Source organism: Streptomyces sp. NPDC002623 (genome assembly GCF_053592635.1).
In genome coordinates this window covers 232,487-252,488 of the sequence record NZ_JBSFWB010000003.1, presented here as the reverse complement: position 1 = coordinate 252,488, position 20,002 = coordinate 232,487, and the positions used below count along the sequence as shown (strand labels likewise).

The following is a 20,002-nucleotide window of genomic DNA, read 5'->3' as shown; positions in this document are numbered from 1 at the left end:
CGAGGATTTGAACTGATCACGGCTGGGTCACTAAGGTCTGGTGCTCGAACCTCCACACGGGTGATCACTCAAAAGAAGGAGCCCGTCTCCGTGGCGTCCCATCGTCGACCGAAGCAGCCGAGTCGCGTGCGCGTGACCGTGCTGACCACCGCAGCCGCCGCTGCCGTCGTCCTCAGCTCCCAGGCCGCCAACGCGGCGCCCAGCGCGAAGCCCAACAAGGACGAGGTCAAGAGCAAGGTCGACAAGCTCTACGAAGAGCAGGAGCAGGCCACCGAGAAGCTCAACGGGGCCCAGGAGAAGCAGGAGAAGCTCCAGAAGGAGATCTCCACCATCCAGGACAACGTCGCCCGCGGCCAGGCGGAACTCAACGAGCTGCGCGACTCCATAGGCCTGGCGGCCGCCGCTCAGTACCGCACCGGGTCCATCGACTCCTCCGTGCAGCTGCTCCTCTCCTCGAGCCCGGACGACTTCCTGGACAAGGCGTCCACCGCCGACCAGTTGAGCGCCCAGCAGGTCGAGGCGCTGAAGAAGATCCAGGAGAAGCAGCGCGAGCTGGCCCAGGAGCGCACCGAGGCTTCTGCCAAGCTCAAGGACCTTGCCTCCACCCGCACCGAGCTGGCCAAGCAGAAGAAGACGGTGCAGGGCAAGCTCTCCGAGGCGCGCAAGCTCCTCAACACGCTGACCGCCCAGGAGAGGGCTGACCTCGCCGCCGCTGACGCCCGCGCCAGCCGTGACGCCGGTGAGCGTGTCGACCTCGGCGACGCCCCCGCGGGCTCCGGCAGGGCCATGGCCGCCTTCCAGGCCGCCCAGAGCCAGCTCGGCAAGCCCTACGAGTACGGCGCGACCGGCACCGCCACCTACGACTGCTCGGGCCTGACCTCCTGGGCCTTCGCCCAGGCCGGCGTCTCCATCCCGCGCACCTCGCAGGCCCAGGCCAACGCCGGTACGCGCATCTACTCGCAGAGCGCCCTCAAGGTCGGCGACCTGGTCATCTTCTACGGCGACCAGCACCACGTCGGCTTCTACGCGGGCAACGGCCAGGTGCTGCACGCCCCGCGCACCGGCACCGTCGTGCGCTACGAGTCGATCAACAACATGCCGTTCCAGTTCGGCGTCCGGATCTGATCAGCCTCAAGATCAGGACACCACGCCGCCCGAACGGGCGAATTACGACAACGAGATATGACCCCACGCCCCGCCGGTGACCTGCGTCAGCGGCGGGGCGTCACTGTGCGTGCCCGCCGAGGTCTTTGGCCGACCCCCTGACCCAGGGCTACTGTCTGCCGCGTTTCCCTGTCCGCCAGCGGAAGGAGCGCGGCTTCCCGTGGGGTCCCATCGCCGACTTGCACGATCCGGGTTCGACCGAGGCGCCTGCAGCGCCCTGAGCGTGCTGTCCGTCGCGGCCGCCGCACTCGGCGCGGTGTCCGCCGTACCGGCCACGGCCGCACCGCACGACGACACCCGTGCCGAGGTGGACCGTCTCTACGAGGAGGCCGAGAACGCGACCGAGGCCTACAACAAGGCCGACGAACACGTCGACGTGCTGCGCGGGCAGGTCGGCACGGCCCAGGACCACATCGCCCGGCAGCAGGAGCGCATCAACGGCCTGCGCGAGCAGCTCGGCTCGCTGGCCGGCGCCCAGTACCGCTCCGGCGGCCTCGACCCCTCCCTGGCGCTGCTGTTCTCCGACGACCCGGAGGACTACCTCGACAAGGCGTCCGTCCTCGACCGGATCACCGCCCACCAGGCCGGCGAACTGCGGCAACTCCAGGACGCCATGCGCGAACTCACCCAGGAGCGCTCCGAGGCGGCCCGCAAGCTCGCCGAGCTGGAGAAGAGCCGCAAGGCCGTCGTCAGCCACAAGCGGACCGTGGAGCAGAAGCTCGCCAAGGCGCGGCAGCTGCTCAACTCCCTGCCGTCCGACGAACGCGCCGCCTACGACCGGGCCTCCCGCTCCGGCCGCGAGGAGATGCCCGATCTCTCGGGCGCCGTGCCGTCCTCCGGCCGCGCGGGCGCCGCCGTGGCCGCCGTCCGCTCCGCGCTCGGCAAGCCGTACGTGTGGGGTGCCAACGGGCCCACCGGCTTCGACTGTTCGGGCCTCATGCAGTGGTCGTACGCACAGGCCGGCGTCTCCATCCCGCGCACCTCGCAGGCCCAGGCGCACGCCGGCCGCCGGATCCCGCTCTCCCAGGCCCAGCCCGGGGACATCGTCACCTACCGCTCCGACGCCAGCCATGTCGGCATGTACGTCGGCAACGGCCAGGTCATCCACGCCCCCTACCCGGGCGCGCCCGTGCGCTACGACCCGGTCGGGATGATGCCGGTCTCGTCCGTCACCAGGCCCTGACCCACGGCACCCCGCACCCGGCTGCCGCCGTACGATCGGGAGGATGGCTGATGGACGGCGGGCGCGCGGATCCGGGGTTCCGGGCCGCTGCCCGCTGCTCGTTCCGCGGCCGGTTCCGCGGCTCTGTCCGCGGCTGGTTCCGCGCCTTGTCCCGCTGGTCGTCCTGTTGCTGGTCGGGCTGGTCGGCTGCGGTGGGCGGACCGGGACGGACACTGCGCGGGCCGATGTGCAGCGGGTCCTCGACCGGCGGGCCGCCGCCGTCCTCGGCCATGACGCGAACGCCTACGCGGCCACCGGCGCCGCCGCCGGGTACGCCGCCGTGCGGGCCGTGCCGCTGGCGGGCTGGGCATACCGGGTGACGGCCCTGCAGCGCAGCGGGGACACCGCCACCGCCGACGCCGAACTCAGCTACCGGGTCGACGGCTACGACAAGGCCCCGGTGACCGTGGGCCGCACCCTGCGCCTGGCCCGTGACGGGGCCGGGCGGTGGTCGGTGACGTCGGAGAAGCCCGCGGCGAAGGCCGGCGAGCAGTTGTGGGACCAGGGCGTCGTGCGCGTCGTCAAGGGCGCGCACAGCCTGGTGCTGGGGGTCGGGCAGTCCGACGCGCGGCTGCGGTCCTTCGCGGAGCTGGCCGACGGCGCCGTGCCGGCCGTGTCGGCGGCCTGGGGCACCGACTGGGCCGGGCAGGTCGTCGTCCTCGTGCCGAGGTCGCTGGAGGGCATGGCGGGGCTGCTCGGCTCGCCCGCCTCCGCCTACCGGGGGATCGCCGCGGTCACCACGGGCGAGACGGGCGGCGGCGCGAAGGCGCCCGCGGACCGGGTCGTCGTCAACCCGGACGCGTACGACCTGCTCGGCCAGATCGGTCGGCAGGTGGTCCTCGCCCACGAGACCACCCATGTCGCCACCCGCGCCCACACCAACGCCGCCACCCCGCTGTGGCTGTCCGAGGGGTTCGCCGACTGGGTCGGCTACCGCGAGACCGGCCGCACGCCCGATGAGGTCGCACCGGAGCTCCAGCAGGCCGTCAGGGACGGGAACCTGCCGGAGGCGCTGCCCGCCGACGGCGACTTCGGCTTCTCCGGTGACGCGGACCGGCTGGCGCAGGCGTACGAGGGCGGGTGGCTGGCCTGCCGGATGATCGCCGAGCGGTGGGGCGAGGTGAAGCTGGACGCCTTCTATCGGGCCGTGGGGGAGCACCGGACGCGGGCCGGGGCGGTGGAGGGCGCGCTGCGGAGCGTGCTGGGCATGTCTTCGGAGCGGTTCACGGCTGACTGGCGGGCCTATCTGAAGGCTCAGCTCGGCTGACTGCGTTCAGCTCCTCGATCGCCTCGCGCAGCCACGCTCGCTCCGCCTCGCCCGTTGCCCGGGCCACGCGCAGCATGCCCTGCCGGAACAGGTCCGTCGTCTCCTCCGCCCGTACGGGTCGGCCCTCGGCGTAGAAGAAGCTCGCAGGCGTCTCCAGGAAGTCCAGCCGGCGGCGCAGGACGGCCGCCTGCTCCCGGCGGTCGGGCAGGTGCCGCAGGAACGCCAGGACCGTGTTGAAGCGGACCTGGTCGGTGATCTCCGCGTCCTTGGGGTGGCGGAGGCGTTCCAGCAGGTCCGCGCGGCCCTTGTCGGTGAGGGAGAGCACACGGCGGGGGGCCGCGCCCGTGCCGTCCTCGGTGCGCTGGTCGAGTTTGCTCGCGGTGACGAGGCGGGTGATCGCCGGGTAGAGCGCGCCGTCGCTGACCGGGCGGACGTGGCCGGTCAGCGCGGTGATCCGCTCCTTCAACTCGTATCCGTGCAGCGGGTCTTCGGCCAGGAATCCGAGGATCGAGAGCTCCAGCATGGTTCCACTACGACCTCTCCTTGCGGGATGCGATGGCGTCATGTTACCTCTTATCGAGGTACCTCGAATCGATGTACCTCGATAAGAGATAACTCGGTTCGGTGTGCGTCAGTTCGGTGTGCCTCGGTTCGATGTGGCTCGGTTCAAGGGGGACGTGTTGTGGACAGTCATCGGAAGCAGCTCGTCGTGCTGGCTCGGCCCGTCTACTTCTCGCTGCTGGCCTCCGTGGCCGCCGGGATCATCAACACCGTCTGGGTGTCCCGGCTCGGTGGGCCCGCGGTCGCCGCCGTCGCCGTCGCGACCAACGCCGAGAACGTGCTGCTCGGCGTCGCTCTGGTGTTCGCCTCCGGGACGACCGTGCTGGTCGCCCATGCCCGGGGCGCGCGGGATCCGGGGGCCGTGCGCGCGGCCGTGCGAGGTGGCTGGGCGCTGTGTGCGGTGGTCACGCCGGTCGTCGCGATCGGGGGGTTCCTGCTGCGCGAGCCGCTGTCCCGGCTGGTGCTCGGTGGGGGCGGCGGGCCGGCCCTGCCCCTCGCCGTGTCCTACTTCGCGATCTCGATGCCGGGCATCGCCGTCTTCTTCGTCCAGCAGCTCGTGGACGGCATCCTCAAAGGCGCCGGTGACACCCGGACCCCGATGCGGCTGGCCCTCCTCGCCAACGGGCTGATCCTGGTCGGCGACCCGCTGCTCATCCACCTGTACGGCGTCCAGGGCGCCGCCGGGTGCACGGTGCTGTGCCGGAGCGTGGCCCTGGGGGTCGGGCTGCTCGCCCTGCGCCGCAACGCGCTGCTGCGGACGGCTGCCGAGCCCGGCCTTGGTTTCGGGGTCTGTCTGCGGCGGACGCTGACCACCGGGCTGCCCATGTCCGCCGACTTCACCGTCCGGCAGGCCGGGACGCTGGGGATGGTGGCCGTGGTGGCGCGGCTCGGGGTGACGGCGGTGGCCGCGTACTCGATCGCCTACAAGGTGCTGTACGTGGCGACCATGGCCTTTTACGCCGTCCGTCAGGCTGCCTCCATCCATACCGCGCATACCCGCGGCGCGGGTGAGGGTGAGGGCGGGGACGGTGACGGTGACGGGGGTGGGCTTTGGGTGATCGCGCGGCAGGCGGTGGTGGTGTCCGGGGGTGTCGGGCTGGTGGCCGCCGTGGTGGTGTGCGGTGCGGCCCCCTGGATCATGGCCGCGTTCGGCGCCGGGTCCGGTGTTGCTGAGGAGGGCGTGCTGTTTCTGCGCTCGGTCGGGCCGTATCTGCTGCTCATGGCCGGGTTCATCGCGGTGGGCGGGGTGTTCGAGGGGAGCGGGGGAGCGGCCGTGCTGTTGCGGGTGACCGTGCTGGGGACTGGCGTCCAGTTGCCGTTGGCTTATGGGCTGTCGGGGCTCGGGCTGGCGGGGGTGTGTCTTGCGTTGGCGCTTGCGATGGGGGTGCAGTGCTTGGTGGTGGGGGTGGTGTTGTGGCGGCGGCGGGAGCGGGAGCGGGAGCGTGGTGCGGCCGGGGTGGTGGTGCGGGTGGGCTGAGCTGGGCCGTGCGGCGCCTCGGCGGTGCGTGGGTCGGGGTCGTGGCGGTGCGGCGAGCCCGTCGCGTGTTGGGCGTACTGCTGCCTGCTGCCACGGTGGGACTTGGCTGTGACGAGCTGAGCGACGGGCTGCGCCGCACCGCCACGACCCACTCCCGTCGACGGGCGGCCGCGCGTGCGTCGGGGCGCCGGATCAGGAAGTGATCGCCGGCTCGTCGGCGCGGGCGGGTCGGCCGAGGGGGGTGGTCGGGGTCGGGACCGTTGCGCGCCAGAGGCGGGTGGCTGCTGTGAGGGCGGCGGTGAGGAGGAGGGCGTTGCGGAGGAGCAGGAGGGTTACTCCCAGGGGGGTGCTTGCCACTACGTCCGCGAAGTAGATCGGGAACTCCAGCGTCGTGAGGGGGGACGCTGTCAGGACGAGGGCTGCCGGCAGGGTCATACGGGTTTCTCGGGAGCAGAGGCAGACTGCCGCCAGGCCGATCAGCCAGACCAGGTACTGGGGGCTGATGACCCGGCTGGTGACGGTGAAGAGGAGGACCGCCGTGAAGGCCGCGTCCGCGAGGGCGTGCGGTGCGAGGCGTCCGGCCATCAGGCGCCACAGCAGCAGCCAGCCGAAGGCCAGGGCTGTCAGGGCGAGGGCGACGTTGCCCACGAGGTCCACGTGCGGGCCCACGAACTCCAGGGAGCCGTAGCGGAACCGGACTTCGCCCGGCCAGCCGAACTGGCGGGCCACGTGGAGAGCGAGGGCGCCCACGGACTCCACCTCGGTGCCCCGGTCGTGCTGGTAGGCGAGGAAGGCGAAGGCACCGGGCATGGTGAGGGCGAAGAGGGTGGAGAGGGCCGTGACGGTCAGCGCGGTCGCCGTCCATGCGCGCTTGCTTCGCGCGCCTGCCAGGAGGAGTGCCGGCCAGACCTTCAGCAGGGCCGCCAACGCGGTGAGCGCTCCCATCGCCCTGGGGTGCCGGACGCCGGCCATCAGCGCGGCCACCGCCACCGCCGTCACCATCACGTCGTAGCGGGCGTAGACGGTGGGGCCGAGCAGGGGGACGGCCGCCACCCACATCCAGGCGCCGCGCGGTGAGCGGCCGGGGCGCAGGCCCGAGTCCAGGAGCAGCATGAGGACGGCCAGGTCGGCCAGGAAGGCCAGGACGAAGAAGGCCGACGCGTAGTCGAGGAAGGGCAGCAGGCCGGGGGAGAGGATCGCGAGGGCGGCGGCGGGCGGGTACTGCCAGGTGATGTCGGTGGCCGGGAAGGCGCCGGTGCGCAGGATCTCGTACCAGCCCTGGTAGATGACCGAGACGTCCGTGGTGACGTCCGGGCCGGGGAAGAGGAACACCTTGAAGACGAAGAGGAGGAGGGCCAGGCGGGTGACGCCCCAGGTCGTCAGCAGGTGCGTCAGGGGGCGTTTCACGTCCGTGCTGTCCACCGGTGGCTCCCGTCCGTTCCCGTTCGCCTCATGATCTCCCGGTGGGCTGTGAGGCGCGGGTGGGCGCGGCTGTGAACAGCGTTTGGATAAGGTCGGGTGCGATGCACAAGACCCTGATCGTGACCAACGACTTTCCGCCCCGGCCGGGCGGTATCCAGGCGTTCCTGCACAACATGGCGCTGCGGCTCGACCCCGACCGGGTCGTCGTCTACGCGTCCACCTGGAAGCGGGGGCGGGAAGGTGTCGAGGCCACGGCCGCCTTCGACGCCGAGCAGCCGTTCGGTGTGGTGCGGGATGCCACGACGATGCTGCTGCCCACGCCCGGGGCGACCCGGCGGGCCGTCGGGCTGCTGCGGGAGCACGGGTGCACCTCGGTGTGGTTCGGGGCGGCGGCGCCGCTCGGGCTGATGGCGCCGGCGCTGCGGAAGGCCGGCGCCGAGCGGCTGGTGGCCACCACGCACGGGCATGAGGCCGGGTGGGCGCAGTTGCCTGCCGCCCGGCAGTTGCTGGGGCGGATCGGTGAGGCCACGGACACGATCACCTATCTCGGCGAGTACACGCGCTCGCGGATCGCTACCGCGCTGAGCGCCGAGGCCGCCGGGCGGATGGTGCAGTTGCCGCCGGGTGTCGACGAGAAGACCTTCCATCCCGGTTCGGGCGGCGACGAGGTGCGGGCGCGGCTCGGGCTGACCGAGCGGCCGGTGGTCGTGTGCGTCTCCCGGCTGGTGCCGCGGAAGGGGCAGGACACGCTGATCCTGGCCATGCCCCGGATTCTGGCCGCCGAGCCGGACGCGGTGCTGTTGGTGGTGGGGGGCGGGCCGTACGAGAAGCAGTTGCGGCGGCTCGCCCAGGAGACGGGGGTGGCCGACTCGGTGCGGTTCACGGGGGCTGTGCCTTGGGCGGAGCTGCCTGCGCACTACGGCGCCGGGGACGTCTTCGCGATGCCCTGTCGGACGCGGCGGGGCGGGCTCGATGTGGAGGGTCTGGGGATCGTCTATCTGGAGGCGTCGGCGACCGGGCTGCCCGTCGTCGCCGGGGACTCCGGGGGCGCTCCCGACGCCGTGCTCGACGGGGAGACGGGGTGGGTCGTGCGGGGCGGCTCTCCGGCCGACGTCGCCGAGCGCATCGTCGTGCTGCTGGGGGACGCCGAGCTGCGCCGTCGGATGGGGGAGCGGGGGCGTGCCTGGGTCGAGGAGAAGTGGCGGTGGGATCTGCTCGCGGAGCGTTTGAAAACATTGTTCTAGACTTTTCGCCCTTCGCTCTAGGCGGAGGGTGAAAATCCGCTGATGCTGCGCACATGACAGCCAAACTGATGCACCGTCAGCTGACGAGACGTCAAATCCTTGGTATGGCCGCCCTCCAGACGGCGGCCACCCTCGGCTTCACCCGCGTCGGCCTGCAGTCCGCCCGTGCGGCCGAGCCCGCAGCCGTCGAATCCGCCCCCGCCGTCGTCGTCGGATCCGGGTACGGCGCCGCCGTCGCCGCCCTGCGCCTCGGGCAGGCCGGAATCCGTACCCTCGTCCTCGAGATGGGCCGGCTGTGGAACACGGCCGGCGCCGACGGCAAGGTCTTCTGCAACACCGCCAGTCCCGACCGGCGCTCCATGTGGTTCAAGACCCGCACCGAGGCGCCGCTGGCCACCTTCCTGTGGCTGGACGTCGTCAACAAGGACATCAGCCTCTACCCCGGCGTCCTGGACCGGGTGCACTTCGCGAACATGTCCGTCTTCGTGGGGCGCGGGGTCGGCGGCGGCTCCCTGGTCAACGGCTCGATGGCGGTCACCCCGCTCCAGTCCTACTTCGCCGAGCAGTTCCCGACCGTGAACGCGACGGAGATGTACTCCACGTACTTCCCGCGCGCCCGCGCCATGCTCGGCGTCAACACGATCGACCCCGCCTGGTTCGAGTCGACCGAGTGGTACCGGTTCAGCCGGGTCTCCCGGAAGCACGCGGTGAACACCGGGCTGAAGACCACCTTCGTGCCCAGCGTCTACGACTTCGGCTACATGCAGCGCGAGGCGGCCGGCACCGCGACCAGGTCCGCCCTCGGGCAGGAGGTCATCTACGGCAACAACTACGGCAAGAAGAGCCTCGACAAGACCTATCTGGCGGCTGCGCTGGGCACCGGCAACGTCACCATCCACACCATGGAGAAGGTGCGCGGGATCAGCCGGGCGAGCGACGGGACGTACCTCCTGACCGCCGATCGCATCGACGACGCGGGACGGATCGTCGAGACCAAGCAGTACAGCTGCACCTATCTGTTCCTCGGCGGCGGCAGCCTCGGGACCAGCGAACTCCTCGTACGGGCACGGGAGACGGGCACGCTGCCCGCGCTGGACGCGAGCGTCGGGGCCGGCTGGGGGCCCAACGGGAACGTGATGCTCGGGCGGGCCAACCATCTGTGGGACACCGTCGGCGCCAACCAGTCGACCATGCCGGTCATGGGCATCGACGACTGGGCCAACACCGCCAACCCCGTCTTCGCGGAGATAGCCCCGCTGCCGACGGGACTGGAGCACTGGGTCAGCCTGTATCTGGCGATCACCAAGAACCCGCAGCGGGCCGCGTTCACCTATGACGCCGCCTCGGGCGGGGTGAAGCTCGGCTGGAGCGCCGCGCAGAGCGCCGTCTCCATGGGCATGGCGAAGAAACTGTTCGACCGGATCAACTCGGCGAACGCCACGATCTACCGCTCCGACCTCTTCGGCACCCCCAGCCGGGTCTTCGCCGACGACTTCACCTACCACCCGCTCGGCGGCTGCGTGTTGGGGAAGGCGACCGACGACTACGGGCGGGTGAAGGGATATTCGAAGCTGTACGTCACCGACGGCTCACTGGTGCCCGGCAACATCGGGGTGAACCCGTTCGTCACCATCACCGCGCTCGCCGAACGCACGATGGCGCGGGTCCTCGCCGAGGACACCGCGCCATGACGCAACCGCTGGACTACTTGGACTACTTGGCGTAGATCGCCTCGATCTCGCTCGCATAGTCCTTCGCCACCACGTTGCGCTTGAGCTTGAGCGACGGCGTGAGGTGGCCCGAGTCCTCCGTGAACTGGGAGGAGAGAATGCGGAACTTCCGCACCGATTCCGCCTTCGAGACCGCGGCGTTGCCGTCGTCGATCGCCGACTGGATCTCAGCCAGCAGATCGGCGTCGTCGCGCAGCGACGCCGCGGTCGAACCCGCGGGCTTGCCGTGCTCGTCGGCCCAACGGCCCAGGAACTCCGGGTCGATGGTGACCAGCGCGCCCACGAACGGCCGCCCGTCGCCCACCACCATGCACTCCGCGACCAGCGCGTGCGCCCGGATCCGGTCCTCGATCACGGCCGGAGCGACGTTCTTGCCGCCCGCGGTGACGATGATCTCCTTCTTGCGGCCGGTGATCCTGAGGTAGCCGTCCTCGTCGAGGGTGCCGATGTCACCGGTGTGGAACCAGCCGTCGGCCAGCGCCTCGGCGGTCGCGCCCGGGTTGTTCCAGTACTCCTTGAACAGGTGCTCGCCGTGCAGCAGCACCTCCCCGTCGTCCGCGATGCGCACGACCGAGCCCGGCAGCGGCTGACCGACCGTGCCGATCTTCTGCCGGTCCCAGGGGTTGAAGGCGGTGGCCGCGCAGGACTCCGTCAGGCCGTAGCCCTCCAGGACCGTGAAGCCGATGCCGCGGAAGAAGTGACCGAGCCGCTCGCCCAGCGGCGCGCCGCCGGAGATCGCGTACTCGCCCTTGCCGCCGAGGACCGCGCGCAGCTTGCTGTAGACCAGCTTGTCGAACACCTTGTGCTTGATCCGCAGCGCGAGCGGCGGGCCCGCCGGCAGCTCCAGCGCCTTGCTGTACGCGATCGCGGTGTCCGCGGCCTTGTCGAAGATCGCGCCCTTGCCGTCGGCCTGCGCCTTGGCGCGCGCCGAGTTGTAGACCTTCTCGAAGACCCGCGGCACGCCCAGGATCAGCGTCGGCCGGAAGGCCGCCAGTTCGTCCGTGAGGTTCTTGATGTCCGGGACGGTGCCCAGCTTGATCGGCGCCATCATCGGGGCGATCTGCACCAGCCGGCCGAACACGTGCGCGAGCGGCAGGAAGAGCAGCACGCTGCACTCGCCGGTGCGGAACAGCGGCCGCAGGCGCTCGACGACGTTCCCGCACTCGGCGAAGAAGCTGCGGTGGGTGAGCACACAGCCCTTGGGCCGGCCGGTCGTGCCCGAGGTGTAGACGATGGTCGCCGGGTCGTCGGCCTTCGCCAGCGAGCTGCGCTCCTCGACCGCTTCGTCGGAGACGTCCTTGCCGAGCCGCCCCAGCTCCTCGACGCCCCCGGCCCCGATCTGCCAGACGTGCTTGAGCGCCGGCAGCGACTCGCGCACCGACTCGACGGCCGCCGCATGGGCGTCGAGCTCGACGACGAGAGCGGTCGCACCCGAGTCGGCGAGGATCCACTGCACCTGCTCCGGGGAGCTGGTGTCGTACACCGGCACGGTGACCGCGCCCGCGCACCAGATCGCGAAGTCGAGCAGCGTCCACTCGTAGCGGGTCCGCGACATCAGGCCGACGCGGTCGCCGGGCTGGACGCCGGAGGCGATGAGGCCCTTGGCGGCGGCATGCACCTCGGCCAGGAAGGCCGTGGCCGTCACGTCCTGCCAGGCGCCGCCGACCTTACGGGCGATGACGGCGACGTCGGGATGCTGCGCGGCGTTTCTGCGGACGATGTCGGTCAGATTGCCGTCCGCGGGGACCTCGTACAAAGCCGGAAGGCTGAACTCGCGCAAGACTGCTGCTCCTCATAGGGCGCCGGCGCCACGACGTTGTGTGATGCGACGGTGCGGTCCAAGGGTCGGGCATGCACTCAGGCATCTCGGTAGTTGAAATCCTGAGCACGACTGGACTGCCTGGACGTTACCCGCCGGTATGGCCCCTTCGACAGGGGGGTCCGACGAGATGTTCGCTGCGTCACACAGATTGGTGTTTCCCGGCTGACAGTAGTCCACAGCTTTACTGACTGGCCAGTAACCGGTATCCCGGTCGCCACTGTTCACGTATGCCGCACACGCCTACCCTTGATCGACATGGCATCCACACCGTCCGGCAACCGCAGGACACGCATTCATGTGGTCAGCGACGTGCACGGCAACGCGCGCGACCTGGCCCGGGCCGGAGAAGGCGCGGACGCGCTGATCTGCCTGGGCGACCTGGTGCTGTTCCTGGACTACGCCGACCACTCCCGCGGGATATTCCCCGACCTCTTCGGCGTGGAGAACGCCGACCGCCTCGTCGAACTGCGCACCGCCCGCCGCTTCGAGGAGGCCCGTGAGCTGGGCGGCCGACTGTGGGGCGGCATCGACGGCGACCGGGCCCAGCTGATCGAACAGGCGGTGCGCAAGCAGTACGCCGAACTGTTCCCGGCGTTCCCCACCCCGACCTACGCCACCTACGGCAACGTCGACATGCCCCAGCTGTGGTCCGAGTTCGCCGGGCCGGGCACGACCGTCCTCGACGGGGAGCGGGCGGAGATCGGCGGCCGCGTCTTCGGCTTCGTCGGCGGCGGCCTGCGCACGCCCATGCGCACGCCGTACGAGATCAGCGACGAGGAGTACGCGGCGAAGATCGAGGCGCTCGGCGAGGTGGACGTGCTGTGCACCCACATCCCGCCGGAGGTGCCGGAACTCGTCTACGACACCGTGGCCCGCCGCTTCGAACGCGGCAGCCGGGCCCTGCTGGACGCGATCCGCCGCACCCGCCCCCGCTACTCGCTCTTCGGCCACGTCCACCAGCCGCTCGCGCACCGGATGCGGATCGGGGCGACCGAATGCGTGAACGTGGGGCACTTCGCGGGCAGCGGGAAGCCATGGGCCCTGGAGTGGTGACCGACGCCGGCCCGACGGCGACCCCACTCCTGGTGAAGGCGGCCGGCCGGGCGCGCGGTAGCCTTCACGCTGCACACACGTGCGCCCACGGCCGGCACACGGTGTCCTCTTCTCTACCCTGACCGGCCCGCATCTGGAGGAGCCACGGCGATGGCGGAACACACCAGCTCGAGCATCACGATCGAGGCGGCACCGGCCGATGTCATGGCGGTGATCGCCGACTTCGCCCGCTACCCGGACTGGACCGGAGAGGTGAAGCAGGCGGAGGTCCTGAAGAAGGACGACCAGGGCCGCGCCGAACAGGTCCGCCTGGTCATGGACGCCGGCGCCATCAAGGACGACCAGGTCCTCGGCTACACCTGGACCGGACAGCACGAGGTGTCCTGGACGCTGGTGAAGTCCCAGATGCTGCGCCAGCTCGACGGCTCCTACCTCCTCAAGCCGGCCGGCGGGGGCGCGACCGAGGTCACCTACCAGCTGACCGTGGACGTCAAGATCCCCATGCTGGGCATGATCAAGCGCAAGGCCGAGAAGGTCATCATCGACCGCGCGCTCGCCGGCCTGAAGAAGCGCGTGGAGTCGGGGGACACGGGCGCCGAGGCGACCGCGAAGTAGGCCGCAGCCGGGCAGCGACCGGCCCGGCGGCCGGGTCGCAGCGGGCCGAGGGCCGGGAGCAGCAGGTCGGGAGGGCACTCCGACCTCGGTTACCGTTCACCCTCATGCGCACCCTCCTGATCACCGGCCCCGGCGGCAGCGGCCGTACGACAGTCGCGGCCGCCACCGCACACCAGGCAGCCGCCGGAGGGGCCCGCACTCTCGTCCTCAGCGCCGACCGCACCGACACCCTGGGCGCCGCGCTCGGGGTGCGCACCGGAGCGAGCCCCGTGCGGGTCACCCCGCACCTCACCGCCTGGCGTCCCGACGCCACCGCCGGCTTCCGGGACGACCTCACCGGCTTCCAGGACCGCGCCGCCACCGTCCTCGACCTGCTCGGCGCCTCCCGGCTGGACCCGGAGGAGGTCACCCCGCTCCCCGGCGCCGAGGAGCTGACCCTGCTGCGCGCCCTGCGGGACGCCGCCCTCGCCGAGGCCCACGACCTCCTGGTCGTCGACCTGCCGCCCGCCCCGCAGGCCCTGGCCCTGCTGGCGCTCCCCGAGGAACTCCGCCGCTACCTGCGCCGACTCCTCCCGCCGGAACGTCAGGCCGCCCGCGCCCTGCGCCCCATGCTCGGCCGGCTCGCCGGGGTGCCGATGCCCGCCGAGTGGCTGTACGAGACGACGGCCCGCTGGGACACCGAGCTGGCCGCCGTCGAGGCCGTCCTCGCCGACCGCGGCACCGCCGTCCGCCTGGTCGCCGAGCCCGGACCGGCCGGCGCCGACGCCGTCCGCGACGCCCGCCTCGGCCTCGCCCTGCGCGCCCTGCCCGTCGAGTCCCTCGTCGCCAACCGCGTCCTGCCCGAGGAGGCCGCGGACACCGGCCTGCTCACCGGACTCGTCGCCCAGCAGCACAAGACCCTGGGGGAGTGGGGCGACGCCCACCGCGTCGCCCACCTCGGACACGACCCCCGGGGCGCCGACGACCTCGCCGCGCTCACCGTGCCCGCCGTCAACCCGGCGGCCTCCCCGGTCGAGTGGCCCGTCGCCGACCGGCTCGCCCAGGACGGCGTCCTCGTCTGGCACCTCCCGCTGCCCGGCGCCATACGGGACGAGCTCGACCTCATCCGGCGCGGCGACGAACTCGTCGTGACCGCCGGGCCGTTCCGCCGCATCGTCCCGCTGCCCTCCGTCCTGCGCCGCTGCACCGTCGACGGCGCCGCCCTGCGCGAGGGCGAGCTGTGCGTGCGGTTCGCCCCCGACCCCGGGCTGTGGCCGCGGACGACGTGAGCGATATACCGCCGTTCGGGTAACGTCGTAGAGGCGAGCGGTAGCCGGGTCGTCGATCAGGTGTCGCCCGTCAGGTGTCGTCCACCAGGAGTCATCAGGAGTCCGTCATGAGCGAAGAGCGCCCCACGCCCGACGCCGCCGGGGAGCCCGCCGGGACAGCAGGCTTCGACGAGCGGCCGTTCGACGAGCAGCCCCGGGTGAGCGACGCCGACGCCTGGGCCACCGCCGCCGCCGAGGACCTGGCGGCGGAGAAGGCCCGCCGCCGCGCCGAGTACGGCCGGCCCCAGGGCTCGGCCGCCGAGGAACTGCGCAAACTGGTCGACGCCGTCGGCGACAAGCTGTCGTCGCTGCAGTCCCCGCTGCTCGGCGCGGTCGCCGGACCCGCCGCCGAGCAGGTGGTCCGCCAGGTCGTCCAGCAGGCCAAGGCCGTCGTGGAGCCCGTCATCGAGCGCAATCCCGATGTCTTCGACCACCTCGCGGCGGCCGGCACCGAACTCCTCGCCGCCTACCGCTCGGCGGTCCAGACCCAGGAACGTCGTTGGACGACCGGGGCGAGCGACCCCCGGGACACCCCCCGCGACGGCGGCCGTGACGGCGACGACACCGGCCCCGGCCAGCGCATCGACTTGGACTGAAGCCCTTCCACGGCAGGGCCTCGGGTACGGTTGGCCGTAGCGGGGCTCGACCGAAACTGAGGGATTCATGGGACTCACCATCGGCGTCGACATCGGCGGCACGAAGATCGCGGCCGGCGTGGTCGATGAGGAAGGCAACATCCTCTCGACCTACAAGGTGCCGACCCCGGGCACGCCCGAGGGGATCGTGGACGCCATCGCCTCCGCCGTGGAGGGCGCGCGCGCCGGGCACGAGATCGTCGGCGTGGGCATCGGAGCCGCCGGCTATGTCAACCGCCAGCGCTCGGAGGTCTACTTCGCGCCCAACATCGACTGGCGCAACGAGCCGCTGAAGGAGAAGGTCGAGGCCCGCGTGGGTCTCCCCGTCGTCGTCGAGAACGACGCCAACGCAGCGGCGTGGGGCGAGTACAAGTTCGGCGCGGGCAAGGGCCACCGCAACGTCATCTGCATCACCCTCGGCACCGGCCTCGGCGGCGGCATCATCATCGGCAACAAGCTGCGCCGCGGCCACTTCGGCGTCGCCGCCGAGTTCGGCCACATCCGCATGGTGCCGGACGGCCTGCTGTGCGGCTGCGGCTCCCAGGGCTGCTGGGAGCAGTACGCCTCCGGCCGCGCGCTGGTGCGGTACGCCAAGCAGCGCGCCAACGCCACCCCGGAGAACGCCGAGGTGCTGCTCGGCCTGGGCGACGGCACCCCGGAGGGCATCGAGGGCAAGCACATCTCCATGGCCGCCCGCCAGGGCGACGCGGTCGCCGTGGACTCCTACCGCGAGCTGGCCCGCTGGGCCGGCGCGGGCCTCGCCGACCTCGCCTCCCTCTTCGACCCCTCCGCCTTCATCGTCGGCGGCGGCCTCTCGGACGAGGGCGAGCTGGTCCTCGACCCGATCCGCAAGTCCTACAAGCGCTGGCTGGTCGGCGGCAACTGGCGCCCGGTCGCCGAGGTGATCGCAGCCCAACTCGGCAACAAGGCGGGCCTGGTCGGAGCGGCGGACCTGGCGAGAGAGCCCGACCCGATCATGTAGGGATCACTTTTCGGGCAGCGTGACGGTGCCCACCCAGGGGCGCGGGGAACTGCGCGACAAGCCACGACGGAACCGGCAGTCGCACACAAACCTCGCGCCCCGCGCCAATGGGCGTAAATTGATCAACATGACGCCGCTCCCCAACTCCCGCACCGAGCCTGACGGTTCGGCAGTCATCCGGGTCCTGACCTACAACATCCGCTCGATGCGCGACGACACCGACGCCCTCGCCCGCGTCGTCACCGCCTGCGCCCCCGACCTCGTCCTCATCCAAGAAGCCCCGATCTTCTTCCGGTGGCGCAAGAAACTCGCCCGGCTGGCCGCGGCCACCGACCTGGTGATCCTGACCGGCGGCGGCACGGCAGCGGGCCCCGCGATCCTCTGCAACCTCCGCGCCACCGTCGAGCACGCCGAGGACGTCCTCCTGCCCCTCACCCCCGGGCGCCACCGCCGCGGTTTCGCCACCGCGGTCGTCCGGATCGCGGGCACCCGCCTCGGCGTCCTCAGCTGCCATCTGAGTCTGGAGCGGGGAGAGCGCTACCAGCAGGGCGGGATGCTTCTCGACCGGCTTGCGGGGATGGGCGTGGAACACGCGGTCGCGGGCGGCGACCTCAACGAGCGCCCCGACGGACGCACCTTCGGCCGTCTGACCACCGTCCTGCGGGACTGCCGCACCGCCGCGCCCTGGGGCGCCGAGCACACCTTCCCCGCCACCGGCCCCGACCGCCGTATCGACGCGATCTTCGCCACCAAGGGCGTGGAGGCGCTGGGCTGCGGCGTCCCCCTCGGTCTGCCCGGCGTCACCGAGACCGATCTGAGGGCGGCCACGGACCACCTGCCCGTGCTGGCCGCGCTGCGTGTGCCCGCGACCTGACCTCCGCCCGACGGACGGAGTCCGGCGCAGCCGCCCGAAGCCTGCGAGGCCCCCCGGGGCCGAGCGGTGCGAGGAGGCGTCGAGAGGTTCTGCCCTGAGGGCGGCCGCGGACCATCTTCCGGTCCTCGCCGCCCTCAGACTTCCCGCCGGTCTCGGCACCTCCGCCGGCTAGACGACCGCGCCCCGCCCCGGATCCTGGTCGTCCTCGTCGTCTGTCTTCATCCGCATCACCAGCGTGGCGAAGCCGCCGAGGAAGCCGCCGATGCCGACGGTCGTCAGCCACCACGTCATCTCCCAGCCCAGCAGCACCGCGAGCAGCAGCAGGAGCGGCCCGCCGATCACCCCGAGCCAGGCGAACTTGGCCGTGGCGTCGGCGGCGGGCAGCGGCGGCGGCTCCGGCGGGACGAAGTGACCCTCGTCGTCCTCGTCGAAGTCCTCCTCCGCCGGCTCCGGGGTGGTGTAGTCGCGGGGGCCGACGCCGGGTGCGAAGGCGATCGAACTCCCGAGCGGCTTGGCCGGTTTCTGCTCCTCGACCGGGTCCGGTGTGGGCTCTATGCCCGTTTCCGGCCCCGATTCCGGTGTCGATTCCTTCGTGGCTTCCTTCGCGTGTTCCTTCGTGCCTTCCGGCCCGGCTTCCGGCCCGTCGTCGTTCGTCACGGCCTCGAGGAGCGCGAGGTCCTCGACCGACTTGAACGGCTTGGCCCCCGGCGGGTCCACCGGTTCCTCGCCGTACCCCGCGACGATCGCCGCCCACGCGGCGGCCTCGTCGAAGGGCACGCTCTGCTCTTCCGGCTCGCCGCCCTGACGGGCGTCCAGCCCGTCCCGCCCGTCCCGCTCGTCCCGGTTCTCCCGGTCCTCGCGGTCGGAGTCGTGCTCAGCCACCTACGGCCGTCCCTTCCTTGCCGACACTGGGCGCGATCCGGGCGATGAACGCGTAGCTCTCCTCGAAGATCCGGTCCGCATCGTGGTCCAACGTTGCCACGTGGTAGCTCTGTTCCAGCAGGATCTCGGTCACGTCCGTGGACGACACCCGGCCGAGGATCCGGGCCGAGTCGGCCGGCGGCACCACGTGGTCCTGCACGCTGTGCAGAAGCAGCAGTGGCTGGGTGACCTGCGGCAGCTCGCCGTCGACCAGCTGGAGGAAGGTCCGCAGGGAGTGGGCCGAGTGCAGGGGCACGCGGTCGTACCCCTTCTCCAGCACGCCCTGCTTCGCGATGTCGCTCGAGATGCCCTTGGTCGTGCGGACGAGATGGCGGGCCACCGGAAGGGCGTACGCGGACAGGCCGTGCACCTTGTTCGCGGGGTTGACGACGATCACACCCTCCACCCCCGCGCCCTGCTTCGCGGCCAGCCGCAGCGCCAGCGCGCCGCCCATGGACAGGCCGACCACGAACACCTTCGCGCACCGCCGGCGCAGGGCGCGCAGCTCGCGGTCCACCTCCGCGTACCAGTCCTGCCAGCCGGTGAGCGCCATGTCCTCCCAGCGCGTGCCGTGGCCGGGCAGCAGCGGCAGCGACACCGTCAGGCCCTGTTCGGCCAGGTACCGCGCCCATGGGCGCAGCGACTGCGGGGAACCGGTGAAGCCGTGACAGAGGAGCACCCCGACCTCCCCGCCCTCATGGCGGTACGGCTCGGCTCCAGGAAGGACCGGCACCTTCGGTCTCCTGTCTTCGTCTGTTCTTCATGGGAGGGACGTCTGCTTCACCGTACGCGACCCCACTGACACCGACCAGGGTCGTCGGAGCCTTTGCCGCCACGGGCGGGTTAAGGTCTGAGCGACACAAACAGGAGGCACTCGCTTGTTGTACGGCGCGATGAAGGTCGCTATCGGGGGACCGCTGAAGGTCACCTTCAGGCCCTGGGTGGAAGGCCTCGAGAACATTCCCGCCGAGGGCCCCGCGATCCTGGCGAGCAACCACCTGTCCTTCTCCGACTCGTTCTTCCTGCCCGCGGTCCTCGACCGCAAGGTCACCTTCATCGCGAAGGCCGAGTACTTCACCACGCCCGGTGTGAAGGGCCGGCTGACGGCCGCCTTCTTCCGGGGCGTCGGCCAGCTCCCGGTGGATCGTTCCGGCGGACGCGGCGCCGGCGAGGCCGCCATCAGGAGCGGCGTCGAGGTGCTGGAGAACGGCGAGCTGTTCGGCATCTACCCGGAAGGCACGCGCTCGCCCGACGGCCGGCTCTACCGCGGCAAACCGGGCGGCCTCGCGCGCGTGGCGCTCGCCACCGGCGCGCCCGTGATCCCGGTCGCCATGATCGACACCGAGAAGATCCAGCCGCCGGGGAAGGTCCTCCCGAAGATCATGCGGCCCGGCATCCGGATCGGCAGACCGCTGGACTTCAGCCGCTACCAGGGCATGGACCACGACCGCTTCGTACTGCGCGCGCTGACCGACGAGGTCATGTACGAGATCATGAAGCTGTCCGGTCAGGAGTACGTCGACATATACGCGACCGCCGCCAAGCGGCAGATCGCGGAGGCGGCGAAGGCCGAGAAGGAAGCGGAGAAGGCGGCGGAGAAGGCCGCGAAGGCGGCCCTCGCGCAGGCCGAGAAGGACCAGGCGGACAAAGACAGAGGTCAAGAGAAGTAGTCGGCAGTCCGGGGGCGGGCTCGGGGGACGGGGGAC

18 protein-coding genes are annotated in these 20,002 nt (G+C 71.5%); 13 read left to right on the top strand and 5 right to left on the bottom strand.

The features are described 5' to 3' along the window. Window positions 1-90 precede the first annotated feature (90 nt). The 3 genes from ACWD4O_RS06850 to ACWD4O_RS06840 all read left to right on the top strand — a co-directional run bounded on the left by ACWD4O_RS06850 (window position 91) and on the right by ACWD4O_RS06840 (window position 3,653). The gene (locus tag ACWD4O_RS06850; RefSeq protein ID WP_451278128.1) at window positions 91-1,125 is read left to right on the top strand and encodes an NlpC/P60 family protein; all 1,035 of its coding nucleotides are present in this window, start codon (window positions 91-93) and stop codon (window positions 1,123-1,125) included. A 199-nt stretch (window positions 1,126-1,324) separates the two neighbouring features. After that, a complete protein-coding gene (locus tag ACWD4O_RS06845) occupies window positions 1,325-2,347 on the top strand; it encodes an NlpC/P60 family protein (protein WP_451278126.1) in 1,023 nt (340 codons plus the stop codon). Between the two features lie 43 nt (window positions 2,348-2,390). Next, on the top strand, window positions 2,391-3,653 hold the full coding sequence (locus ACWD4O_RS06840; protein WP_451278124.1) for a hypothetical protein: 1,263 nt from the start codon (window positions 2,391-2,393) through the stop codon (window positions 3,651-3,653). Here the strand turns inward: ACWD4O_RS06840 and ACWD4O_RS06835 are convergent. Next, window positions 3,610-4,176 carry a PadR family transcriptional regulator gene (locus tag ACWD4O_RS06835; protein ID WP_451278122.1) on the bottom strand — a complete coding sequence of 189 codons (567 nt, stop codon included), beginning with the start codon at window positions 4,174-4,176 and terminating at the stop codon, window positions 3,610-3,612. The genes ACWD4O_RS06840 and ACWD4O_RS06835 overlap by 44 nt on opposite strands. A gap of 159 nt (window positions 4,177-4,335) precedes the next feature. On the opposite strand from ACWD4O_RS06835, the gene ACWD4O_RS06830 reads away from it, so the two are divergent. After that, window positions 4,336-5,691 carry an MATE family efflux transporter gene (locus ACWD4O_RS06830; RefSeq protein ID WP_451278120.1) on the top strand — a complete coding sequence of 452 codons (1,356 nt, stop codon included), beginning with the start codon at window positions 4,336-4,338 and terminating at the stop codon, window positions 5,689-5,691. Between the two features lie 192 nt (window positions 5,692-5,883). On the opposite strand, the gene ACWD4O_RS06825 is transcribed toward ACWD4O_RS06830, so the two are convergent. Continuing rightward, window positions 5,884-7,113 carry a glycosyltransferase 87 family protein gene (locus tag ACWD4O_RS06825; protein WP_451278118.1) on the bottom strand — a complete coding sequence of 410 codons (1,230 nt, stop codon included), beginning with the start codon at window positions 7,111-7,113 and terminating at the stop codon, window positions 5,884-5,886. Window positions 7,114-7,214: 101 nt separating this feature from the next. Here ACWD4O_RS06825 and ACWD4O_RS06820 point away from each other — a divergent pair, with 101 nt between their 5' ends. Next, window positions 7,215-8,357 carry a glycosyltransferase family 4 protein gene (locus tag ACWD4O_RS06820; RefSeq protein ID WP_451278116.1) on the top strand — a complete coding sequence of 381 codons (1,143 nt, stop codon included), beginning with the start codon at window positions 7,215-7,217 and terminating at the stop codon, window positions 8,355-8,357. Between the two features lie 68 nt (window positions 8,358-8,425). Beyond that, on the top strand, window positions 8,426-10,048 hold the full coding sequence (locus tag ACWD4O_RS06815; protein ID WP_451278518.1) for a GMC oxidoreductase: 1,623 nt from the start codon (window positions 8,426-8,428) through the stop codon (window positions 10,046-10,048). A gap of 22 nt (window positions 10,049-10,070) precedes the next feature. Here the strand turns inward: ACWD4O_RS06815 and ACWD4O_RS06810 are convergent, their stop codons facing one another. Then, window positions 10,071-11,867: an AMP-dependent synthetase/ligase gene (locus ACWD4O_RS06810; protein ID WP_451278114.1), complete on the bottom strand. Its 1,797-nt coding sequence runs from the start codon at window positions 11,865-11,867 to the stop codon at window positions 10,071-10,073. Window positions 11,868-12,206: 339 nt separating this feature from the next. Between ACWD4O_RS06810 and ACWD4O_RS06805 the strand changes: the two genes are divergently transcribed. From ACWD4O_RS06805 to ACWD4O_RS06780, 6 genes are all read left to right on the top strand, one after another. Beyond that, window positions 12,207-12,962: a metallophosphoesterase family protein gene (locus ACWD4O_RS06805; RefSeq protein ID WP_451278516.1), complete on the top strand. Its 756-nt coding sequence runs from the start codon at window positions 12,207-12,209 to the stop codon at window positions 12,960-12,962. A 150-nt stretch (window positions 12,963-13,112) separates the two neighbouring features. Then, entirely contained in the window at window positions 13,113-13,577 is a 465-nt protein-coding gene (locus tag ACWD4O_RS06800) for an SRPBCC family protein (protein ID WP_451278112.1), read from the top strand. 104 nt (window positions 13,578-13,681) lie between these two features. Beyond that, window positions 13,682-14,845 (top strand): ArsA family ATPase, encoded by a 1,164-nt coding sequence (locus ACWD4O_RS06795; RefSeq protein WP_451278110.1) that lies wholly within the window; start codon window positions 13,682-13,684, stop codon window positions 14,843-14,845. A gap of 107 nt (window positions 14,846-14,952) precedes the next feature. Next, complete coding sequence (locus tag ACWD4O_RS06790) at window positions 14,953-15,480, top strand: DUF5304 domain-containing protein (RefSeq protein WP_451278108.1); 528 nt, start codon at window positions 14,953-14,955, stop codon at window positions 15,478-15,480. A 67-nt stretch (window positions 15,481-15,547) separates the two neighbouring features. Next, window positions 15,548-16,501, top strand: coding sequence for an ROK family glucokinase (locus ACWD4O_RS06785; RefSeq protein ID WP_450946736.1), 954 nt, complete (start codon window positions 15,548-15,550; stop codon window positions 16,499-16,501). Window positions 16,502-16,628: 127 nt separating this feature from the next. Further along, window positions 16,629-17,375, top strand: coding sequence for an endonuclease/exonuclease/phosphatase family protein (locus tag ACWD4O_RS06780; RefSeq protein WP_451278106.1), 747 nt, complete (start codon window positions 16,629-16,631; stop codon window positions 17,373-17,375). Between the two features lie 168 nt (window positions 17,376-17,543). Here the strand turns inward: ACWD4O_RS06780 and ACWD4O_RS06775 are convergent, their stop codons facing one another. Both ACWD4O_RS06775 and ACWD4O_RS06770 read right to left on the bottom strand, forming a co-directional pair. Next, window positions 17,544-18,257, bottom strand: a complete 714-nt coding sequence (locus ACWD4O_RS06775) for a hypothetical protein (RefSeq protein ID WP_451278104.1) — start codon at window positions 18,255-18,257, stop codon at window positions 17,544-17,546. Continuing rightward, window positions 18,250-19,029, bottom strand: coding sequence for an alpha/beta hydrolase (locus tag ACWD4O_RS06770; RefSeq protein WP_451278102.1), 780 nt, complete (start codon window positions 19,027-19,029; stop codon window positions 18,250-18,252). The genes ACWD4O_RS06775 and ACWD4O_RS06770 overlap by 8 nt, the downstream gene beginning before the upstream one ends. Before the next feature lie 160 nt (window positions 19,030-19,189). Here ACWD4O_RS06770 and ACWD4O_RS06765 point away from each other — a divergent pair, with 160 nt between their 5' ends. Continuing rightward, on the top strand, window positions 19,190-19,966 hold the full coding sequence (locus ACWD4O_RS06765; RefSeq protein ID WP_450946732.1) for a lysophospholipid acyltransferase family protein: 777 nt from the start codon (window positions 19,190-19,192) through the stop codon (window positions 19,964-19,966). Window positions 19,967-20,002: the final 36 nt, after the last annotated feature.